This is a genomic window from Citrobacter sp. MGH 55 (genome assembly GCF_016906145.1).
In the GTDB taxonomy this organism is placed as follows: domain Bacteria; phylum Pseudomonadota; class Gammaproteobacteria; order Enterobacterales; family Enterobacteriaceae; genus Citrobacter_A; species Citrobacter_A amalonaticus.
Genome location: NZ_CP070239.1, coordinates 4,166,462 through 4,191,485, shown reverse-complemented (window position 1 = coordinate 4,191,485; position 25,024 = coordinate 4,166,462). Strand labels below are relative to the sequence as shown.

Below are 25,024 nucleotides of genomic sequence, written 5' to 3'. Positions count from 1 at the left end.
TTAGAAATCGGTAGATTGCGACTGTAAACCCGACACTTCGATCGTCGATGTTTTGCCCGTTTTCCTGTCCGTGACGTTTAGCTGCAACTGACCATCCCGGTTAGCAATGTCCACAATGAAATCATTGGTCACCATCCTGCCGGGTTTCCCCGTGTTAATATTGGTCAACAGCCCACCTAATATTTGTGACTGAATGGCCTGAGTGAAGTTATCCAACGCGGAGGGAGTTTCAATTCCGTAATCGTCGTTATAACTGGGATCTTTATAAGAGTTTTGCGCCTGGGCGCTATTCAGTAAAAAAGAACCGTTATTGGGGTTTCCACCAAAGTTAGGGTTACGGAACTGGAAGGTCATATTTCCGGCCCAACTTAATGGCGAAATAAGCATGAGTACTACTACTGCATGTTTGACACGCATTACAGCCTCCGGACAAAAATCACTTTTTAGAATTCGTCATGCGTTAAATCGCCGGTGCTCAATAGTGTTTTATCTATTTGCCGTCGGTTTAAGGCATCCTCAGTTTGTGCCAGCGCGAAGACAACAGTTTTTTCGAAGTCTCTTTTCGTTGGAAATAAAAAAGTCTGGAATATAACGTCCTGATTAACCGTTATTGTGATCCAACTTCCCCAACGTGCACTGGGTCGCTCATTGATGGTCAAATTGCCTGGATAATCACTTTCCCATTTGTCGCTAAACGCACGATAAAAATCGTGGCCAATAGACGAAACCGTGTGGTCAGTTAAGAGCCCAGGAACTTCAACTTCTACAGCCTGCGTCGTGCTGGCAGCGAACAGCAACTGCGCCGCTGCAAGCCAGGTTAAATAGCGTTTCATGGCGTTATCGCCTGAGGTTATCATTTGCCCACGAAACCGCCTGGGTACGGTTTTTGACAGCTATCTTTTTGAAAAGATTATAAAGATGCGTTTTGACCGTGTTTTCACTGATAAACAGCGAACGTGCGATTTCGATATTGGAGGCGCCGATACGCAGCTTATTCAGGATCTCTTTTTCGCGATGAGTCAGGAGGGCTGACTCACTGCTGTTGTAGCGATAATTACCTGAGTGAGTGATCAGATAACTGGCCAGTTTCTGTGAGAAGTAACATTCTCCCCGCAGGATCCCTTGCAAACCGTTTACGACACGCTCTTCGTCATCCGCTACGTAAAAAACGCCATTGATATGCGGCCAGTTTTCAATATCCCGGTAGGGATAATCATCGGGCGTGTTCAACAATAACGTCTTTAAATTATTGTTTTTCCGACTTAAGTTATCCTGCCAGTAATGGATGAGCTTTTTATCCGCTTCCATCATATCGACTAAAACAATGCAGCTGGAGGAGATATCATCCAGAGAACGCTGAATATTATGCAGTTTTCCGGAGAGGGCCAGAGATTGTTTTAAATGCTGCAATAATGCTGTAGCTTGCAGGGATGGTTTGGTGATCAACAATAATGTATGACCATGAATACTATGGAATTCATTAAACATGATGAAACCCCACTTTTTTAGTCGCACATCTGACAGTTGCCTGCAGAAATGAGGCACCAGAAGTACTGACAGATGTTGCACTGCTGTGTGTAGTAAAATAAGAATCAGCCCGAACGGGGCAAATATTAATACAAATGAACTACAACTGATTTCAATCTAGCCATTACAAATCTTAAAGCAAGTGTTAAACATGTAACAAAATGTAAAAATATATATTAATTTGTTATCTTAAGGCTTTTTTTAAGTTTAGATTTGATAGTAAAGTTGTACATCCAGCCGTTATTGCACAGATTTAAAAAATCATACAAATTATATTAATTAATTGAATTTAAAGTGATAAACACAATTCGCTCTGGTACTTCATCGGTGTGGTAATCGCTCAGTGATGACATTCGCCGGCGTCGTGCATTTTGATGACGAAAAAAACGAGGCTTGTCACGACTTGATCATCTCTCTCTTCTTCGAGCGTACAACATAGCCTGGAAAGTCCACTTTACAGCCTGCTGACTGACGGCGAGAAAAAGCACTACCGATAATCGTGAAGAAAATAAAATAAGCGCAAATAACAGGCTATTCCTGCCCTGCTTAGTACTTTGGTGTGAGCGAAAATATAAAAATACCACTGGCGGGTGAGTTATTTAAAATGTTTCCGAAGACATACTCTTCATCGTAACGCGACGTTAACAAATTACGTTTAGCGTTAACAGGTAAATTGATGAGAACGTTATTTTCTCGATGTGCGACCAGGTCCAGGGTGACAACATGAAAAACAAATTGTTATTTATGATGTTAACAGTACTGGGTGCGCCTGGAATTGCTTCCGCAACAAGTTATGATTTAGCGCATTCCGAATATAACTTTGCGGTAAATGAATTAAGTAAGTCTTCATTTAATCAGGCAGCCATTATTGGTCAAGTGGGCACGAATAATAGTGCAAAGATACGCCAGGAGGGCTCTAAACTTTTGTCGGTAGTTTCACAAGAAGGTGGAAGTAACCGGGCCAAAGTTGACCAATCAGGAGCTTATAATTTTGCGTATGTTGCTCAGTCGGGTCATTCCAATGATGCCAGTATATCGCAAAGTAATTACGGTAATAGTGCGATGATTATCCAGAAAGGTTCTGGAAATAAAGCAAATATTACTCAGTATGGTACGCAAAAAACAGCAGTTGTAGTGCAGAGACAGTCGCAAATGGCAATTCGCGTTATTCAACGCTAATCCATTGACGACGCTTAAATCAATCCGATGGGGGTTTACCATGAAACTTTTACAAGTGGCAGCATTTGCAGCAATCGTGGTTTCTGGCAGTGCTCTGGCTGGTTCTGTTCCGCAATGGGGCGGCGGCGGTGGTGGCGGCGGCGGGAGCAGCTCCGGCCCGGAATCGACCCTGAGCATTTATCAGTCAGGGGTCAACAACGCCGCGCTTGCGCTGCAAAGCGACGCTCGTAAATCTGATACGACCATTCATCAGAATGGCTTTGGTAACGGCGCCGACGTGGGCCAGGGCTCAGATAACAGCACCATCGATCTGACTCAAAACGGCTTTAAAAACAACGCCACCATCGATCAGTGGAACGGCAAAAATTCGGACATTACTGTGAGCCAGTATGGTGGACATAACGCCGCACTGGTGAACCAGACTGCGTCCGATTCCAGCGTTCTGGTGCATCAGGTTGGTTTTGGCAACAACGCCACCGCTAACCAGTACTAATTCAGTTTATGTGCTGACGATAAACAGGGCGAAAGCCCTGTTTTTTTTCGGGAGGACATCATGAACACCTTATTACTCCTTGCGGCGCTCTCTAATCAGATAACGTTTGCAACCACCCAGCAAGGCGACATTTACACGATTACGCCGCAGGTCACCCTGACACAACCCTGTGTGTGCCAGGTGCAGATTTTAGCCCTTCGTGACGGCGTGGCGGGGCAAAGTCAGTCACGACAGAAAAAGACCCTTTCTCTACCCGCTAATCAGGCCATTGATTTGACCAGACTCAGTTTAAATATCTCTGCACAAGACACCGTCAAAATCGTGGTTACGGTTTCTGACGGCCAGTCGCTGCATTTATCGCAACAATGGCCGCCCTCTGCGAAACCGTCATAACTGACTGACAATTAATGCGTCGATGCTGGCAGAAGCGAGGTGGCTGAACTATGTATAGAGTGACGCGGAATGCGTGACTCCCGGGCCTGTCGCCGTCAGGGAATACATCACCCCTCAAGGATGAATACTCATTGAGGAAAGCATCATGCTGTTACCTGTCACGCGTAAAACAAGCGTTCCGCTGCTCGCGCTTCTTGCCCTGTTTTCTTTTACCGCAATGGCGGATGCGGGAGGACAGGGCGGGGTGATTCATTTCACCGGTCAAATCGTAGAACCGCCCTGCAATGTGAGTCTGGAGCAACAGCGCCTTGCAATGTCGTGCTTTAACACGGGGCGCACGCAAACCCGCTATTACTCACCCCAGGAACTGCTAAAAGCACCACAACACTTCAAGCAGATCGCCGCAGTTAACTTGCACTATCTGGATGAGAAGAAAAAACTGGCGGTGATGGACATCAGCTACCGCTAAACAGGTCATTCAGACAAACAGACGAAAAAAGCGATTTCAGGGTATCCCCTGCTGTACACTTACAGAATAGAGTGACGCAAGGAGGTTCTATGGAATCGCGTATTCATGTTATCCAGGGGGATATCACCACGGTCGCGGTTGATGTCATCGTCAATGCCGCAAACGCCTCGCTGATGGGAGGCGGAGGTGTTGATGGGGCAATCCATCGCGCTGCGGGCCCCGCCTTACTGGAAGCCTGCATGAAAGTCAGACAGCAGCAGGGCGAGTGCCCGACGGGCCATGCGGTGATCACGCTTGCCGGAAACCTCCCCGCTAAAGCGGTCATTCATACCGTCGGCCCGGTCTGGCGTGGCGGCGAGCATAACGAAGCGCAACTGCTACAGGATGCGTACGTTAATAGCCTGAATCTGGCGCTGGCCAATGGCTACACGTCCATTGCCTTTCCGGCAATCAGTACCGGAGTTTACGGCTATCCACGAGCCGCCGCCGCTGAAATTGCGCTGAAAACCGTTTCGGAATTTATTACCCGCCGCGCTTTGCCTGAGCAGATATACTTTGTCTGTTATGATGACGAAACAACCCGACTCTACCAGCGTCTACTTACCCAACAAGGCGATGAATGAGCTGACTCGCCTCGCCCGCGCCACGCGTCCTCTGTGCGACAATCACCCCGGAGAGTGCGGCATTCTTGCGCTCGATAACAGTCTGGACGCCTTTGCCGCCCGTTACCGGCTGGCGGAAATGGCGGAGCGCACGCTGGATGTTCAGTACTATATCTGGGAAGACGACATGTCCGGGCGACTGCTGTTCGCTGTTCTTCTGGCGGCGGCGAAACGTGGTGTCCATGTGCGCCTGTTGCTTGATGACAACAACACGCCAGGGCTGGATGACACTCTGCAACTGCTCGATGCCCATCCCAACATTGAAGTTCGCCTGTTTAATCCTTTCTCTTTTCGCATGCTACGGATGCTGGGTTATCTGACCGATTTCGCCAGGCTAAACCGACGGATGCATAACAAAAGCTATACCGCAGACGGTGTTGTCACCCTGGTGGGCGGGCGAAACATTGGCGATGCCTATTTTGGCGCGGGCGAGGAGCCGCTGTTCTCCGATCTGGACGTGATGGCCATCGGACCCGTCGTCAGGGAGGTTGCTGAGGATTTCGAACGCTACTGGCATTGCGCGTCGGTTTCGACGTTGAAATCGGTACTGGCACTCTCCGAGCAAGAGATCACCGAACGCATTGAGCTACCCGACGCCTGGTACAACGATCCCATCACCCGTCGATATCAGCATAAACTGAAAACCAGCCCGTTTATGACCCATCTCGATCGCGGAACGCTACCGCTTATCTGGGCGAAGACCCGGCTGTTAAGTGACGATCCCTTAAAAGGCCAGGGGAAAGCGCAGCGCCACTCTTTACTGCCACAACGACTGTTTGACGTGATGGGGTCGCCGACGGAGCGGATTGACATTATTTCTGCCTATTTTGTCCCGACCCGTGCAGGCGTCGCGCAGTTGCTGAAACTGGTGCGTAAAGGCGTCAAAATTGCGATTCTCACCAATTCATTAGCCGCCAATGATGTCGCGGTGGTACATGCCGGATATGCGCGCTGGCGGAAGAAACTACTGCGTTATGGTGTCGAGCTCTATGAACTGAAGCCGACGCGTGAACGTCAGGTGGTACTGCACGACAGGGGGCTTACGGGGAACTCCGGTTCCAGCCTGCATGCCAAAACGTTCAGTATTGACGGGCGTAAGGTGTTTATTGGTTCACTGAATTTTGATCCCCGTTCCACGTTGCTGAACACGGAAATGGGATTTGTGATTGAAAGCGAGACGCTGGCGACGCTTATCCATAACCGGTTCATTGAGAGTCAACGCGATGCGGCCTGGCAATTACGCCTCGATCGCTGGGGGCGAATTAACTGGGTGGATCGGCAGCAGGACGAAGAACTGGTGTTAAAAAAAGAACCCGCCACAGGATTCTGGAAGCGGGTTCTGGTGCGACTGGCGACGCTATTGCCTGTCGAGTGGCTGCTTTAACGTGGTCGCGGGCATTAGCCGGTCACTTTTTTGCTTTGTTCCTGTCTGACCGGCGGTTTGCCGGAGAACAGAAATTTAAGCAGCGGAATGCGCAAATGAATCTCATACAATACCAGTGCGATGCCAACCACAAAGATCAGCCCGCAGATAAAGCCCAACAGATTCGAGGTAATATGTGGCGTAATATAGGCGCCGAAAAACAGTGTTAACGGATGGTGTACCAGATAAATAAACAGTGACGCATTCACAAAATAGGTGACGCGGGCTGACTGGAAATTGAGTAAACGGTGGCCGAGAGAAAACACCACATTGACCATCCATAATCCTAGCACCATGGTGATGACATATTCCGTTTCGTACATCCATGCATCGCCACTGCCGTAGCGCTGATTCAGCAAATAGGCGATGAAAGCAAAAGCCGCCGCCAGCGTACATCCCCGGGAAGGGGTGGTGAAAAGCGCTTTAAGCTCGGGTGAGATAAAGGCCAGCGCACCCAGCATAAAGAAAGGCACATAAAAAAGCGTTTGCATCACCACGAAATTAAACAAGCCGTCGCTGAGAATGGGTGGGTAAACAATGAACAGCGTCCGCCGTATCACCGCATAACCAATACCCAGTAAGAAGAAGATGAACGTCAGTTTGCCCATCGACACGGCGGCCAGCCGTTTTTTTTCCGCTTTCTCCAGGTTTTTTCGCATCCGGGTAAATATCCACAGACTGACGGTGGTTAATACCACCAGAACCAGTAAAAACCAGAGATGAGAAATTAATTCCCAGGCCAGCGTGTTGTATTTTTCATACAGTGAGAGCGTCTGCCAACTGTCGGCTTTTCCTTTGACGTATTGCAGCATAATAAATTGCGGCAACGTCAGCAGGGGAATAGCCGTAAGCATCGGAATGCCTACGCGCTCAACGCGTACTTTCCACCAGCGTTTCAATGGATAACGCAGGAATAACATGTACGAAAAATAACCGGAAATAACGAAAAAGACCTGCATCCGGAATGAATGGATAAAATCGTTAAACAGAGTCAGCCACCATGAGGGCTCGGCGCTGTTCACATGCCAGGTATGGCCGGAATAGATCAATGAGATATGGAAGGGAATACCCAACAACATCAGCCAGGCGCGGATGGAGTCAAGAAAATATTCACGCTGTGCGGGTACGGGATTCATAAAGGTTTTCGTATTCTCAGATTCTCAGACTAATCGTCTTATCGGTAAGGCGTTTACTCGTTACAGTCGGTGGCAACCCTACACCAAGTACAACGACCTGTCTCCAGGATAAGCACGCAAAGTGAAAAAGGGCCCGGCGAGGCGTCTAAACCATGAGCCAGCGTGCTGAACAATGCAGGGATTCAGTTGTCCTAATGCCTGATTATCCATTAAAATAGATCGGATCGATATAAGCACACAAAGGGGGAAGTGCTTACTAATTATGAAACATAAACCACAAATGATGAAAATGCGTTGGTTGGGTGCGGCAGTCATGTTAACGCTGTACACGTCGTCGGCCTGGGCCTTCTCCATCGATGATGTTGCAAAGCAAGCTCAATCCTTAGCCGGTAAAGGCTATGAGGCGCCAAAAAGTAACTTGCCCTCCGTTTTCCGCGACATGAAATATGCGGACTATCAGCAGATCCAGTTTAATCGCGACAAAGCATACTGGAGCAATCTCAAGACCCCATTCAAGCTCGAGTTCTACCACCAGGGTATGTACTTCGACACGCCGGTCAAAATCAATGAAGTCACGGCAACTACGGTTAAAAGAATCAAATACAGCCCGGACTACTTCAATTTCGGCGACGTTCAGCATGATAAAGACACGGTAAAAGATCTCGGCTTTGCGGGTTTCAAAGTGTTGTACCCGATCAACAGCAAAGACAAAAACGATGAAATCGTCAGCATGCTTGGCGCAAGCTACTTCCGCGTCCTGGGGGCCGGTCAGGTGTATGGCCTTTCTGCGCGCGGTCTGGCTATTGATACCGCGCTGCCTTCAGGTGAAGAATTTCCCCGCTTCCGTGAGTTCTGGATCGAACGTCCAAAACCAACTGACAAGCGCCTGACGATTTATGCCTTACTGGACTCTCCGCGTGCGACCGGGGCCTATCGTTTTGTGATAATTCCTGGGCGTGACACCGTTGTCGACGTGCAGTCGAAAGTCTACCTGCGTGATAAGGTCGGTAAACTGGGCGTGGCGCCGTTAACCAGTATGTTCCTGTATGGGCCAAACCAGCCTTCACCGGCGACGAACTATCGTCCGGAACTGCATGACTCCAACGGTTTGTCGATTCATGCCGGCAACGGTGAATGGATCTGGCGTCCGCTGAATAACCCGAAACACCTCGCGGTGAGCAGTTTTGCGATGGAAAACCCGCAAGGGTTTGGTCTGCTCCAGCGCGGCCGTCAGTTCTCTCGCTTTGAAGATCTCGACGACCGTTACGATCTGCGCCCAAGCGCCTGGATTACACCGAAAGGCGAGTGGGGCAAGGGTAAGATTGAACTGGTTGAAATCCCGACCAATGACGAAACCAACGATAACATCGTCGCTTACTGGACGCCGGATCAACTGCCTGAGCCTGGCAAAGAGATGAACTTTAAATACACCCTGACGTTCAGCCGCGATGAAGACAAACTTCATGCGCCGGATAACGCCTGGGTGCAGCAGACGCGTCGTTCAACCGGCGATGTCAAACAGTCTAATCTCATTCGCCAGCCTGACGGCACGATCGCCTTCGTGGTGGACTTCACCGGCACGGACATGAAAAAACTGCCGCAGGATACCCCGGTCACCGCGCAAACCAGCATTGGCGACAACGGCGAGATCGTGGAAACAACAGTCCGTTACAACCCGATCACCAAAGGTTGGCGTATGACGATGCGCGTGAAAGTGAAAGATGTGAAGAAAACCACTGAAATGCGTGCGGCATTAGTCAATGCCGATCAGACGTTGAGTGAAACCTGGAGCTACCAGTTACCTGCCAATGAATAAGACAACTGAGTACATTGACGCCATGCCGCTCTCGGAGATCGAGAAAGCGGCATTGCCGACAACTGACATCCGCGCGGTGCATGAAGCGCTGGATGCCGAGCATCGCCGTTACTCGCGAGAAGACGATTCACCGCAGGGTTCTGTCAAAGCGCGTCTGCAACAAGCCTGGCCAGACTCGCTGGGCGAAGGGCAGTTGATCAAAGATGACGAAGGGCGCGATCAGCTTCAGGCAATGCCTAAAGCCAAACGTTCTTCGATGTTTCCCGATCCCTGGCGCACCAACCCGGTTGGGCGTTTCTGGGATCGTCTGCGTGGACGTGACGTTACGCCGCGCTATCTCGCGCGTCTGACGAAAGAAGAACAGGAAAGCGAGCAGAAGTGGCGTACCGTTGGCACCCTTCGTCGCTATACGCTGCTGCTGCTGACGCTGGCGCAGACGGTCGTCGCGACCTGGTACATGAAGACGATTCTGCCGTATCAGGGCTGGGCGCTGATCAATCCGGCGGATATGGTTGGGCAGGACCTGTGGGTCTCCTTCATGCAGTTGCTGCCGTACATGTTGCAAACCGGTATTTTGATCCTCTTTGCGGTGCTGTTCTGCTGGGTTTCCGCCGGGTTCTGGACCGCGTTAATGGGCTTCCTGCAACTGCTGATTGGTCGCGATAAGTACAGTATTTCGGCGTCAACGGTCGGTGACGAACCGCTGAATCCGCAGCACCGTACCGCGCTGATTATGCCTATCTGTAACGAAGACGTTGATCGTGTTTTTGCTGGCCTGCGCGCGACATGGGAATCAGTAAAAGCGACCGGCAACGGCGAACATTTCGATGTCTATATTCTTAGCGACAGCTACAACCCCGATATCTGCGTTGCTGAACAAAAGGCGTGGATGGAGCTGATTGCCGAAGTGCAGGGCGAAGGACAGATTTTCTACCGCCGTCGTCGCCGTCGTGTGAAGCGTAAAAGCGGTAATATTGATGACTTCTGCCGTCGCTGGGGCAGCCAGTACAGTTACATGGTGGTGCTGGATGCTGACTCCGTGATGACCGGTGAGTGTCTGAGTGGTCTGGTGCGTCTGATGGAAGCGAACCCGAACGCCGGGATCATTCAGTCATCGCCGAAGGCGTCCGGCATGGACACTTTGTATGCGCGCTGTCAGCAGTTTGCGACGCGCGTATACGGACCGCTGTTCACCGCGGGTTTGCACTTCTGGCAGTTGGGTGAGTCCCATTACTGGGGGCACAACGCCATCATCCGCGTGAAGCCGTTTATCGAACACTGTGCGCTGGCGCCGCTGCCGGGTGAAGGCTCTTTCGCCGGCTCCATCCTGTCGCACGACTTCGTGGAAGCGGCATTAATGCGTCGAGCCGGGTGGGGCGTGTGGATTGCTTACGATCTGCCCGGTTCCTATGAAGAACTGCCGCCGAACCTGCTGGATGAGCTGAAGCGTGACCGGCGCTGGTGTCATGGCAACCTGATGAACTTCCGTCTGTTCCTTGTAAAAGGGATGCATCCGGTTCACCGCGCCGTGTTCCTGACCGGGGTGATGTCTTATCTCTCCGCGCCGCTGTGGTTTATGTTCCTCGCGCTGTCGACTGCGCTGCAGGTAGTCCATGCGCTTACCGAGCCGCAATACTTCCTGCAACCGCGCCAGCTGTTCCCGGTCTGGCCGCAGTGGCGTCCTGAACTGGCAATAGCCCTGTTTGCCTCGACAATGGTGCTGCTGTTCCTGCCGAAGTTGCTGAGTATTCTGCTCATCTGGTGTAAAGGCACCAAAGAGTACGGTGGTTTTATTCGCGTGACGCTGTCGCTGCTGCTGGAGGTGTTGTTCTCCGTCTTGCTGGCGCCGGTGCGTATGTTGTTCCACACCGTCTTCGTGGTGAGCGCCTTCCTGGGCTGGGAAGTGGTGTGGAACTCGCCGCAGCGTGACGATGACTCTACGCCGTGGGGCGAAGCGTTTATGCGTCATGGTTCGCAACTGCTGCTGGGTCTGGTATGGGCGGTCGGTATGGCGTGGCTGGATCTGCGTTTCCTGTTCTGGCTGGCACCGATTGTCTTCTCGCTGATCCTGTCACCGTTTGTCTCGGTGATCTCCAGCCGTTCAACGGTCGGTTTGCGTACCAAACGCTGGAAGCTGTTCCTGATCCCGGAAGAATATTCGCCGCCGCAGGTGCTGGTGGATACCGACAAGTATCTGGTGATGAACCGCAACCGCTCGCTTGACGATGGCTTCATGCACGCGGTGTTTAACCCATCGTTTAACGCGCTGGCCACTGCGATGGCGACGGCACGTCACCGTGCAAGCCAGGTACTGGAGATTGCCCGCGATCGTCACGTTGAGCAGGCGCTGAACGAGACCCCGGAAAAACTGAATCGCGACCGTCGTCTGGTACTGCTGAGCGATCCGGTGACGATGGCGCGTTTGCATTATCGTGTCTGGAATTCGCCAGAGAAGTATTCATCGTGGGTGAGTTATTATCAGGGTATCACCCTGAACCCACAGACGCTGAAGACGCCGTAAGCGCCACCCGGCGAAATCATCTGAAAAATACCGGCTTGCGCCGGTATTTTTTTATACTGAAGAAAACGATTAATGAGGTATCACGTGCGAATCGTAGCGGTGGGCATCATGGTGATGCTGTTAAGCGGGTGCGGCAGCATTATCAGCCGGACAATCCCCGGACAGGGGCATGGCAACCAGTACTATCCGGGAGTGCAGTGGGACGTCCGGGATTCAGCATGGCGTTATGTCACTATCCTCGATCTGCCGTTCTCGCTGGTGTTTGACACGCTGCTGTTGCCGCTGGACATGCATCACGGCCCTTACGAGTAATTACCGTTCATCCCATTCATCGGCTGCGGTTTGACCCTCTTCGGTATCCAGGGGGGGCTCAAGCTGAAATTCGCCTTCATCCCATTCATGCAGTGTATTCTCTTCCAGCCACTCCTGGCGGATCTCTATCTCATCATAGTCGCCGTCAAAGACACTTTGCGCGGCCTCGCCACTGAGCATCGGCAGGCACTCGCCTTCTTCGCCTTCATCGGCAAAAAACTCGACCTGCCACATGATGTCGCCATCCTGTAGCACGTACTTCTGCACGTTGAACTGCTGTACATTGGCTTCGTCCTGTTCAAGCTCAGGATGGTCCGCCATAAATTCTTCACGGGCTGAGTCAATGGCTTCTTCCAGCGTTGCATACATGGTCATCTGAGTCTCCCTTTGATTTGATGAGGTAATCAGGGAAAGAATAGCTGATTCTCCGGTTATGCAAGTATGAATGCTGAAAAATCATCCCGCTGTTCGCGTGAGAGCACGACGGCGCAGGCTGTTCCAGGAATAAATGGCGTTAAACAATACCACCCCGGCAGTGACCAGGAAGACGGCACGGAAGCCGTAGTTAGCGGAAATCGCTGCTCCCATGAGCGGGCCGGTGACGTTGCCGATATCGCGGAACGACTGGTTGTAACTAAAGATGCGCCCGGCGATTTGGTTTGTGGAGTTATAGACCAGCAGCGTTTGTACCGCCGGCAGCAGCGCGCCGTCGGCAGCGCCCAGTAAAAAGCGCAGCACCGCCAGTTGCCACGGGGTCTGCACAAAAGACATCGGGATCAGCAGCAGAACGGAGAAGATTAGCGCCACAATGAGGATTTTCTCCGGTCCGATACGGTCGCCCAGCTTGCCTAATCTTGGCGCGCTGAGCAATGCGGCGACGCCAGGCACAGAGGCAATCATCCCGCTAATAAACGCAATATTGCTGACGTTACCCGCCAGCTCCCGCACATAGAGGGTTAAAATCGGTGCAATGGAACCGGTCGCGACCTGAATGATCAGCGTGGTGACGAACAGGCTCAGCACCAGTTTCGGGTTCTTAAGCGTGGCAACCACTTCCCGGACGCGCAGCATCTCTTTCTTGCTGATGGGTTTGAAGTTTTCGCGAATAAAAAACAGCGTCAGTAAGAAACAGATCAGCAGTACCGTCGCGGTGATGAAGAAAACCGGGCGCAGGCCGTACTGGTCGGCGAGCAGGCCGCCCGCTAACGGGCCGAGTAATGCACCGCTAACGCCGCCGGTAGAGAGCGTTCCCAGCGCCCAGCCGCTTTTATTGCGTGGGACCTGGGTGGCGATGAGGGCGTTGGCGTTGGGAATGAATCCGCCCAGCAACCCGAGCAGTGCGCGCAGTACCAGAAACTGCCAGATATTCTGCGCAAGGCCCATTAGCAGCATCACTATTGCCATCCCCAGCGCAGAGCGCAGCAGCATAATCTTTCTGCCTTTACGGTCGGCAAGCCCGCCCCAGAAGGGAGAGGCGATCGCAGAGAAAAGAAACGTAATACTAAAGACCAGTCCGGACCACATGTTGAGCGCACTGTGGCCCGTTACGCCGAGTTGTTCGACATAAAGTGGTAAAAATGGCATCACCAGGCTAAATGCGGCGCCGGTTAAGAAACAGCCGAGCCAGGTGACAGTGAGATTACGTTTCCAGTTTATGGGAGTATCAGAGGGTGACATAGCGATCCGCGTGTGATGCGCTGTTGGCGCGATCGGGCAAAAAACGAATATAAATTAAGCATATTCATTATGCGCCTGGATGCAGAGGGTCTCAATGTGGGGAGCTTTTATCGCTAAAAACGGTGAGAAAGCAGCCCAAAAGGGGCTGCTATGCAGGATTTAATAACGGGAAGGTACGCCAGCAGGACGTGTTTTGAAACGACGATGTAGCCACATGTACTGTTCCGGTGCCATCATGATGCACTTCTCAACAATCTTGTTCATCCATGCGGCGGTGGTCTCTGCGTCATCCAGCGGCGGTGAGCATTCTGGCGGTAACATAATCAGCTGGTAGCCTTTGCCATCGGGCTTGCGACGCGGTACAAACGGCACCAGGCAGGCATTAGACATTCGCGCCAACATCCAGGTGCCGGAGGTGGTGGCAGCCTGTTCAACGGCAAAAAGCGGGACGAACACGCTGGCGCGCGGGCCATAATCGTGGTCCGGCGCATACCAGACCACTTCGCCTTTCTTCAGCGCCTTAATCATCCCTTTCAGATCCTTGCGATCGAGCATGGATTTGTTTGAGCGCATACGACCCCAGGTCTGGAGCCAGTCGATCAAGGGATTATCATTCGGGCGATAAACGCCGATGCCGGGTTCCTGCAAACCGAACTGACGCGCACCGAGTTCCAGGGTTAAAAAGTGCAGCCCCACCAGCAAAATACCGCGCTGCTGAGCCTGAACGTCACGAATATGCTCCATGCCGATCACTTCGGTCCAGCGGGCAATGCGACGATCGGGCCAGAACCAGGCCATCCCGGTTTCCAGCAGACCCATACCGACGGATTCAAAATTTTTAACCACCATCGCATGGCGGTCACGCTCACTCATTTCAGGGAAACAGAGCTCGAGGTTACGATATGCAATTTTCGTCCGCCGCTTCATCAGACGATACGCCAGGTGACCGATCATATGACCAAGGCGATAGAGTATCGGATAGGGCAACTGCACGACCAACCAAAGTGCGCCAATACCGAGCCAGGTTAACCAATACCGTGGATGCAGTAGTGCTGCGGAGAACTTAGGTAAATTCGTCATGTCTTTCCTGTTGTATACCTTAAACGGGCAATTATCTGTATTGTTGCATTTTTTTGCCGTCAGAAAAAATTTGTGGCTCCGGAATGGCGATAAATGCAGCAAATGTTGTTAATTTTTTATTTTGAAGAAAGAAATGTAGCGCAAAATGTATGGATGTAAATTGGCGCGGATTGCTATATGATGCCGCCGATTCTGATTTCACCTGCCGCAGGACCCGTACACCATGCCAGTGTTACATAACCGTATTTCCAATGATGCCCTCAAAGCCCGGATGTTGGCTGAAACTGAGCCGCGCACGACCATTTCGTTCTACAAATATTTTACCATCGCAGACCCGCAGGCCACACGCGATGCGTTGTATCAAAAGTTAACCGCGCTGAATGTTTTCGGTCGCATCTATCTGGCGCATGAAGGAATTAACGCCCAAATCAGCGTACCGCAAAGTCAGGTAGAGACGTTCCGCCAGCAGCTGTACGCCTTTGATCCGGCACTTGACGGCGTGCGTCTGAACATTGCGCTGGAAGATGACGGGAAATCCTTCTGGGTGCTGCGAATGAAAGTGCGTGAGCGGATTGTGGCGGATGGCATTGAGGACCCGAGTTTTGATGCCAGCGATGTCGGCGACTATCTCAAGGCCGCGGAAGTGAACGCGATGCTCGACGACCCGGATGCGCTGTTCATTGATATGCGTAACCACTACGAATACGAAGTGGGCCATTTTGAGAACGCGCTGGAAATCCCGGCCGACACGTTCCGCGAGCAGTTACCCAAAGCGGTCGAAATGATGCAGGAACACAAAGATAAAAAGATAGTGATGTATTGTACCGGTGGTATTCGCTGCGAAAAAGCCAGCGCCTGGATGAAGCACAATGGCTTCAGTAAAGTGTGGCACATTGAAGGCGGTATCATTGAATATGCACGCAAGGCCCGCGAGCAGGGGTTACCGGTACGTTTCATCGGCAAAAACTTTGTGTTTGATGAGCGCATGGGTGAGCGTATTTCAGATGAGGTGATTGCGCATTGTCATCAATGTGGTGCGCCGTGCGACAGCCACACCAACTGTAATAATGACGGCTGCCATCTGCTGTTTATTCAGTGCCTGGCATGTGCGCAAAAGTACAACGGCTGCTGTAGCGAGATCTGTTGCGAAGAGAGCGCATTACCGGAAGAAGAGCAACGTCGCCTGCGCGCAGGACGCGAGAACGGCAATAAAATCTTCAACAAGTCGCGTGGACGACTGAATACGAAACTGGGTATTCCGGATCCTGCCGAGTAATGGTGTGGCCGGATGGCGGCGACAACATCGCCATCCGGCATCATTCCTCGTTTACTTCTGCTGTACGCCTTCAACTGAGATAATCAACTCCACTTCCTGCGAGGCAGGACCCAGATCGGTGGTGATGTTGAAATCCTTCAGCTTGATTTTACCTTCGGCTTCGAAGCCTGCGCGTTTACCCCCCCACGGATCGTCACCCTGACCGATCATCTTCGCTTCCAGCGTCACCGGCTTTGTTACGCCGTTTAGCGTCAGATTCCCGGTGATATCCAGTTCGTCACCGTCTTTTTTCACGCTGGTGGAGGTGAAGGTCGCCTGCGGGAATTTCGCGACATTGAGGAAATCAGCGCTGCGCAGGTGCTTATCACGCTCGGCGTGATTGGTATCCACGCTGTTGGTGTTGATCGTCACATTCACTTTATCGGCGGCGGGATCCTTTTCATCAAAGGTAAAGGTTCCGTCGAAGTCTTTAAACGTGCCGTACAACCAGCTGTATCCCAGGTGCTGAATACGGAAATTAACAAAGGCATGTTGTCCTTCTTTGTCAATTTTATAATCCGCCGCGATGGCAGAACCGGTTGTGAACAGCAGAGAGGCGAGAGTTAAACCCAGCAGGCTTTTTTTCATTTTTGAGCTCCATAGTCAGATGACGACTTACCCAACATGCGATTCAGGGTGTCGTCTTTATCGATAAAGTGGTGTTTAAAGGCCATCAGGCCATGCAGAATGGAAAGAATAACGACGGTCCAGGCCAGCCACAGGTGTACGCTTCCGGCGAGATCGGCCTGAACGCCAGCATCCGCGAAGGTGGCCGGGACATCAAACCAGCCGAAAACGCTGATCGGTTTACCGTCCGCCGTCGAGATCAGATAACCGCTGATGACAATGCTAAACAGCAGCAGATATAGCGCGAGGTGGCCCAACGCTGCGCCAGCACGGGTCAGGGCCGAATAGCTTTTCAGCGCTTTCGGCGGTGGCGAGATCAGACGCCAGATGACCCGCACGACCAGGCCCATCATCAGCAGGATCCCGATGCTTTTGTGCAATTCCGGTCCCTGGTGATACCAGCCGTCGTAATAGCTCAACGTCACCATCCAGAGACCGAGTGCAAACATCCCGTAGACCACCAACGCGGTTAGCCAGTGAAGCATGGCGGAAATAAAACCATACTGTTGAGGCGTATTTGAAAATTGCATAAAAATTCCATTTCATATTTCAGGATTGAATGAAAATGGCCTGACAGAGACATAAATGCAACTAAAAAATAACACCGGGAGAGATATTTAACGTTGATTCAATAATTTTGTATTAAGTGTGGATTTTGATTCAACGGATTCGTCAGAAATGACCGATTTATGACGGTTTGTGGGGGGTAGGGGATGGGTTTTGTCATTCAAAAAAACAAAACAAAAATTAGATAACTTTCAATTTTTGTCAGTATTTGTCAATGCTGATGGCTCAGTAAAACAGGATATAAATAACATCAAGAATCGCCAGCAGCGACCACAAAATAACGTAGAGCATAAAATGCTCGCGAATATTGTTGACCAGATAAAGAAACAGACGACGCATATTGTAATCACCATTAAAAAGGCCTCATTACGAGGCCATTTAACGATTATGCCGTAAATCGGGAGAGTCTGAACGGCGTCAGGTCAAAAGCGGATGGCTTTTCCTGGGCAAAGTCAGCGGCAATTTCACCCAATACGGAGGCAAATTTAAAGCCGTGACCACTCAGCCCGGTCACGATCAGCGTGTTGTCATGGCCGGGCAGCGTGTCGATGATAAAATCTTCATCCGGCGAGTTGTCGTAGGTGCAGGCCGCACCGTGCAGACAGCAACCCACTCCCGGAAGGATATTGCGCAGGAACGGGAATGCTTCAGATCCATCGCTGGCGACGCTGGCAAACGGTTTGCGTTCAGCTTCGGCGTGGATAAGTTGCCCGCCGTTGTGCTTACCGATTTTCAGTTCGTCGTTCTCCGCCGGGAAGCCGTAGTATTGATCGCCATTAGGCAGCTCACCGGTGAAGGCAGGAAACTTATTCTTGATGCTATAGCGGCCATCGGCCTGGTACCAGGCAAACACTTTTCGTACCGGCTGGATGGGAAGCTCGGGGAGCAAAGCCTGAACCCAGGTACCGGCGCTCACCAGCGCTTTCTTCGCGCGGTACTCGCCGTCAGCGGTTTCTACAGTGACCCCGCCGTCATCATCATGGTGAATGGCTGTGACCGGGCAGTTGAAGAGCTGAGCGCATCCTGCTTCTTCTGCCAGACGGATCCAGGTTTTGATCGCCAGTTCACTGCGTAAAAAACCGGAATCAGCTTCGAACAGGCCGGTGTAGTCTGCAGGTACGCGGATTTCGGGCCAGCGCGCCATGATGGCGGCGGCATCCAGTTGTTCAACGTTCAGTTGCCACTGTTTTGCGCTGTGCGCGACGTTTGCCAGGAAGGGCGAACCGGCGGGGCCAAGATTGATAACGCCGGAGCGGACGAAAATCGGCTCTTCATTTTGCGTGGAGAGTTCGTCCCATAGCGCCTGCGCACGCAGCACCAGCGGAACGTATTTTTCACCTTCGCCATAGGCGTGGCGAATCAACCGGGTGTCGCCGTGATGACTACCCTGTTGATGCGGTGGCATATGCGCGTCGGTCATCAGAACGTTTAACCCGGCGCGAGTGGCATAATAACCTGCGGCTGCCCCAACGGACCCGCTGCCTATAATGATTAAGTCGTATTTCATCGGTTTCTCTCTGCTGTCGCGTTTGATGCAGAGTAAATAAGTGAAATGCGTAATACAACCCAGAAATAGCAAAGGCACCCCGAAGGTGCCTTTTTAAGTGAGAATGTCCGTCTCGTTAATGCCGACGGTATTCGTTGGCCTGGTAATCGCCGGATTCGATTTTGGCTATGCCGGCTTCTAATATCGAAATAAATTGTCTGGCAACATCGGTGGTTAACCAGAGCGTTTGACCGACCTCTGTACCATCGGTTTCGGGACGATTTGGAGTCTGGTAGTGCAAACGCAGCATCAGCGCGTCATAGCTATCTACGGTGCTGATGTCCCATCCCACAAGCGGATGAGTCTGAATGACTTCATTATTCTTTTCCATCATGCCCCCTAATTCGTGTTACAAGACAACGGTTTTCGAGGTTCAATGCGTTTTTATCTGAAGCAACTTCAGTATATCAATAAATAAGGGTATTCACTGAGATTTTAAAGAGGGGGGAGCATAAATTTCTGCAAATTAAGAATTTGTGAGTAATTAATCACCATCTTGTTCATTCTTTTTAAGTATGTTGTGCAATAATTTTGAGTGACTGGTGAAAATATAATCAATTCCGAAGGCAACGGAGAATACTAAATGATGCCGCAAAAAAGATTGCCTTAAAGATGAGAGAAAAAAGCCGGGGCGACCCGGCAAAGAGACTACGGCATAGCATTTTTATTCTTTAATGAACCAGTCGTCAGCGCTTTCCCAGGTTTCTTGGAGAATTTCGCTGATCCGTTCTTTATCTTCTTTCGTCGCGCCAATCACGGACAAATTATTCGCTGCGGCATAACGAACGGTCACGTTACCGTCGTTATCGGGAAAGTGGTGAGTAATACGGCGGGAGAGTTCACCTGCCAGGGCGTCAATAGCACCGGCAGGTAAAGGTGAAGTTTTAGCAATGGTGACTTCAATACGCATAATGGCCCCCTGTTGAATGTACTGGTTATTTATACAGTTATCCTGGCCAGGTTACAACAGGTGGCATCGATTTTTTTTACTTTTTAATCGTCCAGCGTACCGTTTCGCCCCCGAGGAACGGCACCAGCGTATCGTCGGTCAGCGCGATGCTCTCCGGTACCTGCTGCTCTTCACGTACCAGTTCAACGAAAGTGTCATTGACCGGCAGGCCGTAGAATCGCGGACCGTTCAGTGAACAAAACGCTTCAAAGTGCGCCAGGGCATTCATCTCTTCAAACACGCTCGCGTAACTCGCCAGTGCCGTTGGCGCGTTAAAACATCCCGCGCAGCCACAGCTCGATTCCTTACGATGACGGGCATGTGGGGCCGAATCGGTGCCGAGGAAGGCACGCTCAAAGCCACTGGCAACCAGCTCACGCAGAGCGTGCTGGTGGACATTGCGTTTCAGAATTGGCAGGCAGTAGAGGTGTGGGCGAATACCGCCAACCAGCATATGGTTACGGTTAAACATCAGGTGCTGCGGTGTAATCGTCGCAGCCAATAATTCATTACCGTCACGGACATACTCCGCCGCATCTTTGGTAGTGATGTGCTCAAAGACCACTTTCAGCCCAGGCAGGCGCTGGCGCAGAGGCTCCATCACCGTCTCAATAAAGCGCGCTTCACGGTCAAAAATATCGATATCGGCGTGGGTGACTTCGCCATGCACCAGCAGCGGCATCCCGAGTTTTTCCATGCGTTCAAGTACTGGCATGATCGCATCGATGGAGGTGACCCCGTGACTGGAGTTGGTGGTGGCGTTTGCCGGATAGAGTTTGGCTGCGGTGAACACGCCTTCGCGAAAGCCGCGTTCCAGTTCAGCGGGATCCAACGTGTCCGTTAAATAGCAGGTCATCAGCGGCGTGAAGGAATGTCCGGCAGGGACCGCATCAAGGATGCGCTGGCGGTAGGCAATTGCCGCATCTACCGTGGTGATCGGCGGCGCCAGGTTTGGCATCACAATCGCACGTGCATAAACATCGCTGGTATACGGCACGACCGTTTTTAACATTTCGCCGTCGCGAAGGTGAAGGTGCCAGTCATCTGGGCGGCGGATCTTTAAAACCTGGGAGGGTGCTGTCATCAATATGCTCCGGCTGGGGGATGTCATTTTTGCCGGAAACAAAGGATAAGGGGAAACGTTTTCGTTTGCACGTAAAAAAAGGCGCCGCAGCGCCTTTGTCGTTTAATCGGTGAACGGGATGATGATTTCGCCCGGCTTCACCTCAATGCCTTTGGCGTACTTTTTCGCCAGCGCCTCGCCTTTGCTGCTGTCTTCGCGCAGGACATACGCTGGCTGCTGGTTAAAGTAATTACGCAGTGACTGATTGAGATAAGGCATCAGGGTTTGCAGCACCGACTGCATTTTTTCCGGCGTCACAGTGGCATTCACCACTTCCATTTCCTGCAGGAAGATGGCCCCTTTTTCTTTATTAAAGACTGGCAGCGCTTTCAGTTTTAGCTTAATGGTTGCTTTCTGACTGCCAAACAGCGAATTCATATCCAGCTTTGCATCGCCAGTTAGCGTCACTTTGTTCGGCTCTTCACGACCGATCTGACTGGAGAGGTTGTTGAGGACGATATGCGCATCGGCAACGCCCGGAAGCCCGATATCTTTGGCAAAGTTGTTGCGTTTTTCGAGCGCCTGATTAATTTCTTGTTCGCTTACGGTGTACTGTGTGAGCTGATTACAGCCGATCAACAGGCCGCCAACTATCAACGCGGCAGCAAAAAAAATCTTCTTCATGGGGTTCCTCTACACGATGCGATCGTCTTAATCCTGACATAACGCAGCATGTGTCACCAGCGCGAACTTCGCCAGTAGAAAAAACTGAAAAAAGCGGCAGCCTGTATGATTCAGCCACCGCCGGTAAACGTTAAATCGCCATTGATGATAACAGATTGATCTGCGTCTGTTTCGCCATATTGTCGCGATAGTCAGCAACCCGTGTCGGCCAGTTGATACCGGCCACCAGTGTCAGATTACGCAACAGGGGAAATAACTGGATGTCGTCTTCGGAAAGCTCACCGTTTACACCATTGGGTTGCACAATGCGCTTATCCAGTGTGCGCAAATCCTCACTGATTTTTTTGGTCAGGCCAGCGGAATGGGCAAGATGGTCGGCAAAACTGCCAATCATCGCCTCTTTTTTCTCAGTAAAGTATTTGCGTGCCGAAGGGGTGGAAAACTCATCAAACGCAGATTTTGCAAAACGCGGCAGCAGCAGGTGATTGGCGTAGCTGTTCACTTTGCGCAGCCACTCGTCAATAGCAGGATTTTTCTTGCCGGTGAGCAGCGGTTTGCCATCCAGTTGATCGACGTAATGGACGATGTCCATGCTTTCCGGTAGATAGCGGCTGTCGTCTTTTTGCAGAATGGGCACCATTTTCTGGCCAATCATTCGGGTTGGGGTTTCGTCATCGTCGTTGGCCAGGACAATCAGTTCGACGGGGATGTTTTTGAGGCCAAAAATCATGCGGGCTTTGATGCAGAAAGGGCAGTGATCGTAAATATAAAGCTTCACGTTTCTCCTCCATTTGACTGTCAGTTCCCTTTCAGTATGGAGGAGACACGCACAGGTATCAAATCAGGCACCGGGTTCCAGCATGCCGCGCGGCGTGCGTTTATGGCTGAACTGCCAGCCCAGCGCCAGGAAAGTGATGAAGCCAATGATCCCCAGCATCATCCAGGGTAGCTCGGGTTGCTGGAGCAGTTTCCCCATATCAAACAGCCAGCCGCCGCCGATATACCCGATAGCACCACCTATGGCTAACCCCAGACGGCTAAAGCCCATATAGCTACCACGCGCACGGGCATCCGACAGCGAGGCGCTGAGCGTTTCACGGGCGGGTTCAGCAATAATCGAACCGATATAGAAAGTGCAAATCAGCGTGAACAACTGCTGCAAGTCACTCACCAGCCCCACGGGTAACATGCTCAGTGACATCAGCAGCAGGCCCGCCATCAGGCGATGCTCAAGACGAAACCGTTTCTCACTCCAGCGCGCAATGGGGTAGAGCAGCGTCAGCGAAAGGCAGGCTTCAATGGCATACATCCATTTCACCGCGGAAGGTGAACCGGCGATGTCATTGACCATAATGGGTAGCATCAGCATGACCTGCACCGCCAGCATGTAATAGCCCGCCAGCGTCAGCACATAGGTGACGAAGCGTTTATCACTGAGCACCCGACTCATTCCTTCCCGTACCGGAATACGCACAGTAGAGAGTTTCCACGCGGGCAGCAGCCAGGCGTTAAAGGCGGCGCAGAGCACGAACAATATTGCCCCGGTCGCGCAAACCAGACGGAAGTCATACTGCAACAACCAACTGCCTAACAGCGCGCCGATAACCGCCCCTGCGCTGTCCTGCATCATCAATATTGAGAAGAAGCGACCCCGCTGATGCGGGCGAATCAGCTTCACCACCAATGCCGAGCGCGGCGGATCGAAAAGCGTGCCGCCGAGACCGGACAGGAAACAGGAGAACCACAAAAGCCAGGGTTCATGGGCGATCCCCATGGTGGCAAACCCGGCGGCGCGCATCAGCATGCCGGTGACGATCATCGGTTTCGCGCCAAAACGGTCGGCAATCGCGCCGCCAAAAATGCCCAGTCCCTGTTGAATAAACTGACGCAGACCCAGCGCAATGCCGACCATCACGGCGGCCCAGCCCATTTGGTCGACGAAGCGAATTGAGATCAGCGGGAACACGACGAAAAAGCCCAATACGACCAGCATATTATCGATGAGCAGGAAAGTTTTACCCAGGTTCCTGGCCTGCGAGACACGCGACATTTCCCCTCCCGGGAAACACTCGTCACTCTTCGAGTTGCGCGGAATTTGCGGCATTCGAATGATTGAGAGTAGATAAAGCGAAGTATCTCCTATTCTGCGGCTTTGCTGCCTTTTTGCCCACCCTCGCCGGGACAATATTTTTTTATCAAAAGTCCATCTTGATAGAGAGTTTTCATCAAAATGGCGGAATAATTCAAAAAATGGCAAATTGCACTTTTCACAGGGTGGTTTTGCACAGGTATAGTAAGTCAATCAGGGTGTAACGGCGATTCGGGAAGGAGTAGGAATAAATATGTTTGGCTATCGCAGTAACGTGCCAAAAGTGCGCTTAACCACCGACCGCCTGGTCGTGCGTTTAGTGCATGAGCGTGATGCCTGGCGTCTGGCAGATTATTACGCGGAAAATCGTCATTTCTTAAAACCCTGGGAACCGATTCGTGATGAAAGCCACTGCTATCCCTCCGGCTGGCAGGCGCGGCTGAGCATGATTGCCGAATTTCATAAGCAAGGTTCCGCCTATTACTTTGCGCTGCTGGACCCGGATGAAAAAGAGGTCATTGGGGTAGCGAATTTTTCTAACGTGGTGCGGGGGTCTTTCCATGCCTGCTATCTGGGGTATTCCATTGCGCAGAAATGGCAGGGGCAGGGGCTGATGTTTGAAGCGCTGACCGCCGCGATTCGTTATATGCAACGCACGCAACATATTCATCGCATTATGGCGAATTACATGCCGCACAATAAACGCAGCGGTGATTTACTGGCGCGACTTGGCTTTGAAAAAGAAGGCTACGCAAAAGATTATCTGTTGATTGACGGGCAATGGCGCGACCACGTGCTGACGGCGTTAACGACATCAGAATGGACCGCAGGTCGGTGAGGACAACCAATGAAATATGAATTAACTGCCGCTGAAGCCCGTGTGATTGGCTGTCTGCTCGAAAAGCAGGTCACGACGCCTGAGCAATATCCGCTCTCCGTAAATGGCGTGGTCACCGCCTGCAATCAGAAAACCAACCGTGAACCGGTGATGAATATGGCGGAGCACGAGGTGCAGGAGCACCTCGACAATCTGGTGAAGCGCCATTTTCTGCGCACGGTCAGCGGCTTTGGTAGCCGCGTCACCAAGTATGAGCAGCGTTTCTGTAACTCGGAGTTTGGCAACCTGAAATTGAGCCCCGCGGAGGTGGCGCTGGTTACGACACTGCTGCTACGCGGTGCGCAGACGCCGGGCGAATTGCGCAGTCGCGCCTCGCGAATGTATGAGTTCAGCGATATGGCGGAAGTCGAGGCAACCCTGGAACGCCTGGCAACGCGGGAAGACGGCCCTTATGTCGTCCGTCTGGCGCGCGAACCGGGTAAGCGTGAAAGCCGTTATATGCATCTGTTCTGTGGCGCGGTGCAGGAGCCGGTTGCCCTGGCCGATGAGCCACAGGCGGCGACGGGAGATCTACAGGCCCGCGTCGAGGTGCTGGAAAGCGAAGTCGCCGCGCTGAAACAGCGCCTCGAGTCGCTACTGGAACATCTGGGAGAATGAT

Annotated in this window: 29 protein-coding genes; 12 read left to right on the top strand and 17 right to left on the bottom strand. The window is 51.8% G+C overall.

The genetic code is table 11. The annotated features are described in order from the left end of the window. The 3 genes from csgF to csgD are packed head-to-tail and all read right to left on the bottom strand — an operon-like array spanning position 1 to position 1,488. Positions 1-417 (bottom strand): curli production assembly/transport protein CsgF, encoded by a 417-nt coding sequence (csgF, locus tag JTI98_RS17505; protein ID WP_044258050.1) that lies wholly within the window; start codon positions 415-417, stop codon positions 1-3. A gap of 26 nt (positions 418-443) precedes the next feature. Then, positions 444-833 carry a curli production assembly/transport protein CsgE gene (gene csgE, locus JTI98_RS17500; RefSeq protein WP_043001029.1) on the bottom strand — a complete coding sequence of 130 codons (390 nt, stop codon included), beginning with the start codon at positions 831-833 and terminating at the stop codon, positions 444-446. Positions 834-837: 4 nt separating this feature from the next. Further along, positions 838-1,488 (bottom strand): biofilm master transcriptional regulator CsgD, encoded by a 651-nt coding sequence (csgD, locus tag JTI98_RS17495; RefSeq protein ID WP_043001028.1) that lies wholly within the window; start codon positions 1,486-1,488, stop codon positions 838-840. Positions 1,489-2,250: 762 nt separating this feature from the next. Here csgD and csgB point away from each other — a divergent pair. From csgB to JTI98_RS17465, 6 genes are all read left to right on the top strand, one after another. Continuing rightward, positions 2,251-2,706 carry a curli minor subunit CsgB gene (csgB, locus tag JTI98_RS17490; RefSeq protein ID WP_181628351.1) on the top strand — a complete coding sequence of 152 codons (456 nt, stop codon included), beginning with the start codon at positions 2,251-2,253 and terminating at the stop codon, positions 2,704-2,706. Positions 2,707-2,746: 40 nt separating this feature from the next. Beyond that, complete coding sequence (csgA, locus tag JTI98_RS17485; protein ID WP_044258048.1) at positions 2,747-3,199, top strand: curli major subunit CsgA; 453 nt, start codon at positions 2,747-2,749, stop codon at positions 3,197-3,199. Between the two features lie 60 nt (positions 3,200-3,259). Beyond that, on the top strand, positions 3,260-3,592 hold the full coding sequence (csgC, locus tag JTI98_RS17480; protein ID WP_044327394.1) for a curli assembly chaperone CsgC: 333 nt from the start codon (positions 3,260-3,262) through the stop codon (positions 3,590-3,592). A 145-nt stretch (positions 3,593-3,737) separates the two neighbouring features. Further along, complete coding sequence (locus JTI98_RS17475) at positions 3,738-4,061, top strand: type 1 fimbrial protein (protein WP_216081590.1); 324 nt, start codon at positions 3,738-3,740, stop codon at positions 4,059-4,061. 89 nt (positions 4,062-4,150) lie between these two features. Then, on the top strand, positions 4,151-4,684 hold the full coding sequence (ymdB, locus tag JTI98_RS17470; protein ID WP_044258045.1) for an O-acetyl-ADP-ribose deacetylase: 534 nt from the start codon (positions 4,151-4,153) through the stop codon (positions 4,682-4,684). After that, entirely contained in the window at positions 4,626-6,107 is a 1,482-nt protein-coding gene (locus tag JTI98_RS17465) for a phospholipase D family protein (RefSeq protein ID WP_044266054.1), read from the top strand. The genes ymdB and JTI98_RS17465 overlap by 59 nt, the downstream gene beginning before the upstream one ends. A 14-nt stretch (positions 6,108-6,121) precedes the next feature. On the opposite strand, the gene mdoC is transcribed toward JTI98_RS17465, so the two are convergent. Further along, complete coding sequence (mdoC, locus tag JTI98_RS17460) at positions 6,122-7,282, bottom strand: glucans biosynthesis protein MdoC (protein ID WP_044327397.1); 1,161 nt, start codon at positions 7,280-7,282, stop codon at positions 6,122-6,124. A 280-nt stretch (positions 7,283-7,562) separates the two neighbouring features. On the opposite strand from mdoC, the gene mdoG reads away from it, so the two are divergent. The 3 genes from mdoG (at position 7,563) to JTI98_RS17445 (ending at position 11,931) form a co-directional block, all read left to right on the top strand. Further along, complete coding sequence (gene mdoG, locus JTI98_RS17455; RefSeq protein WP_080343312.1) at positions 7,563-9,098, top strand: glucans biosynthesis protein MdoG; 1,536 nt, start codon at positions 7,563-7,565, stop codon at positions 9,096-9,098. Next, positions 9,091-11,619: a glucans biosynthesis glucosyltransferase MdoH gene (mdoH, locus tag JTI98_RS17450; RefSeq protein WP_043001021.1), complete on the top strand. Its 2,529-nt coding sequence runs from the start codon at positions 9,091-9,093 to the stop codon at positions 11,617-11,619. Before mdoG ends, mdoH begins: the two co-directional genes overlap by 8 nt. Positions 11,620-11,691: 72 nt before the next feature. Further along, the gene (locus tag JTI98_RS17445; protein ID WP_192927005.1) at positions 11,692-11,931 is read left to right on the top strand and encodes a YceK/YidQ family lipoprotein; all 240 of its coding nucleotides are present in this window, start codon (positions 11,692-11,694) and stop codon (positions 11,929-11,931) included. On the opposite strand, the gene JTI98_RS17440 is transcribed toward JTI98_RS17445, so the two are convergent. From JTI98_RS17440 to JTI98_RS17430, 3 genes are all read right to left on the bottom strand, one after another. Next, positions 11,932-12,306 carry a MysB family protein gene (locus JTI98_RS17440; RefSeq protein WP_043001020.1) on the bottom strand — a complete coding sequence of 125 codons (375 nt, stop codon included), beginning with the start codon at positions 12,304-12,306 and terminating at the stop codon, positions 11,932-11,934. It abuts the gene before it with no gap. Between the two features lie 81 nt (positions 12,307-12,387). Then, on the bottom strand, positions 12,388-13,608 hold the full coding sequence (mdtG, locus tag JTI98_RS17435; RefSeq protein WP_043001019.1) for a multidrug efflux MFS transporter MdtG: 1,221 nt from the start codon (positions 13,606-13,608) through the stop codon (positions 12,388-12,390). Positions 13,609-13,767: 159 nt separating this feature from the next. Then, positions 13,768-14,688 carry a Kdo(2)-lipid IV(A) acyltransferase gene (locus JTI98_RS17430; RefSeq protein ID WP_044327398.1) on the bottom strand — a complete coding sequence of 307 codons (921 nt, stop codon included), beginning with the start codon at positions 14,686-14,688 and terminating at the stop codon, positions 13,768-13,770. Positions 14,689-14,911: 223 nt separating this feature from the next. On the opposite strand from JTI98_RS17430, the gene JTI98_RS17425 reads away from it, so the two are divergent. Further along, complete coding sequence (locus tag JTI98_RS17425; protein WP_216081589.1) at positions 14,912-15,964, top strand: rhodanese-related sulfurtransferase; 1,053 nt, start codon at positions 14,912-14,914, stop codon at positions 15,962-15,964. Between the two features lie 51 nt (positions 15,965-16,015). Here the strand turns inward: JTI98_RS17425 and JTI98_RS17420 are convergent, their stop codons facing one another. The 10 genes from JTI98_RS17420 to mdtH form a co-directional block, all read right to left on the bottom strand. Next, positions 16,016-16,591 (bottom strand): YceI family protein, encoded by a 576-nt coding sequence (locus JTI98_RS17420; RefSeq protein WP_043001016.1) that lies wholly within the window; start codon positions 16,589-16,591, stop codon positions 16,016-16,018. After that, positions 16,588-17,160 carry a cytochrome b gene (locus JTI98_RS17415; protein ID WP_200118581.1) on the bottom strand — a complete coding sequence of 191 codons (573 nt, stop codon included), beginning with the start codon at positions 17,158-17,160 and terminating at the stop codon, positions 16,588-16,590. The genes JTI98_RS17420 and JTI98_RS17415 overlap by 4 nt, the downstream gene beginning before the upstream one ends. A gap of 262 nt (positions 17,161-17,422) precedes the next feature. After that, positions 17,423-17,536: a YceO family protein gene (locus JTI98_RS17410; protein WP_043001014.1), complete on the bottom strand. Its 114-nt coding sequence runs from the start codon at positions 17,534-17,536 to the stop codon at positions 17,423-17,425. Positions 17,537-17,582: 46 nt separating this feature from the next. Beyond that, a complete protein-coding gene (gene solA, locus JTI98_RS17405) occupies positions 17,583-18,704 on the bottom strand; it encodes an N-methyl-L-tryptophan oxidase (protein WP_044329068.1) in 1,122 nt (373 codons plus the stop codon). A gap of 115 nt (positions 18,705-18,819) precedes the next feature. Next, positions 18,820-19,074, bottom strand: a complete 255-nt coding sequence (gene bssS, locus JTI98_RS17400; RefSeq protein WP_043001951.1) for a biofilm formation regulator BssS — start codon at positions 19,072-19,074, stop codon at positions 18,820-18,822. 333 nt (positions 19,075-19,407) lie between these two features. After that, positions 19,408-19,653, bottom strand: coding sequence for a DNA damage-inducible protein I (gene dinI, locus JTI98_RS17395; protein ID WP_042319691.1), 246 nt, complete (start codon positions 19,651-19,653; stop codon positions 19,408-19,410). Between the two features lie 76 nt (positions 19,654-19,729). Further along, the gene (pyrC, locus tag JTI98_RS17390; RefSeq protein WP_043001012.1) at positions 19,730-20,776 is read right to left on the bottom strand and encodes a dihydroorotase; all 1,047 of its coding nucleotides are present in this window, start codon (positions 20,774-20,776) and stop codon (positions 19,730-19,732) included. A 102-nt stretch (positions 20,777-20,878) separates the two neighbouring features. Then, a complete protein-coding gene (locus tag JTI98_RS17385; protein ID WP_216081588.1) occupies positions 20,879-21,439 on the bottom strand; it encodes a lipoprotein in 561 nt (186 codons plus the stop codon). Positions 21,440-21,569: 130 nt separating this feature from the next. Beyond that, on the bottom strand, positions 21,570-22,217 hold the full coding sequence (gene grxB / locus JTI98_RS17380; protein WP_043001010.1) for a glutaredoxin 2: 648 nt from the start codon (positions 22,215-22,217) through the stop codon (positions 21,570-21,572). 63 nt (positions 22,218-22,280) lie between these two features. Next, positions 22,281-23,489 (bottom strand): multidrug efflux MFS transporter MdtH, encoded by a 1,209-nt coding sequence (mdtH, locus tag JTI98_RS17375; protein WP_044258032.1) that lies wholly within the window; start codon positions 23,487-23,489, stop codon positions 22,281-22,283. Between the two features lie 292 nt (positions 23,490-23,781). Between mdtH and rimJ the strand changes: the two genes are divergently transcribed. Both rimJ and JTI98_RS17365 read left to right on the top strand, forming a co-directional pair. Then, positions 23,782-24,366 carry a ribosomal protein S5-alanine N-acetyltransferase gene (gene rimJ, locus JTI98_RS17370; protein ID WP_043001008.1) on the top strand — a complete coding sequence of 195 codons (585 nt, stop codon included), beginning with the start codon at positions 23,782-23,784 and terminating at the stop codon, positions 24,364-24,366. Positions 24,367-24,375: 9 nt separating this feature from the next. Next, positions 24,376-25,023, top strand: coding sequence for a YceH family protein (locus tag JTI98_RS17365; RefSeq protein WP_058587919.1), 648 nt, complete (start codon positions 24,376-24,378; stop codon positions 25,021-25,023). The last annotated feature ends 1 nt before the right edge of the window (position 25,024 follow it).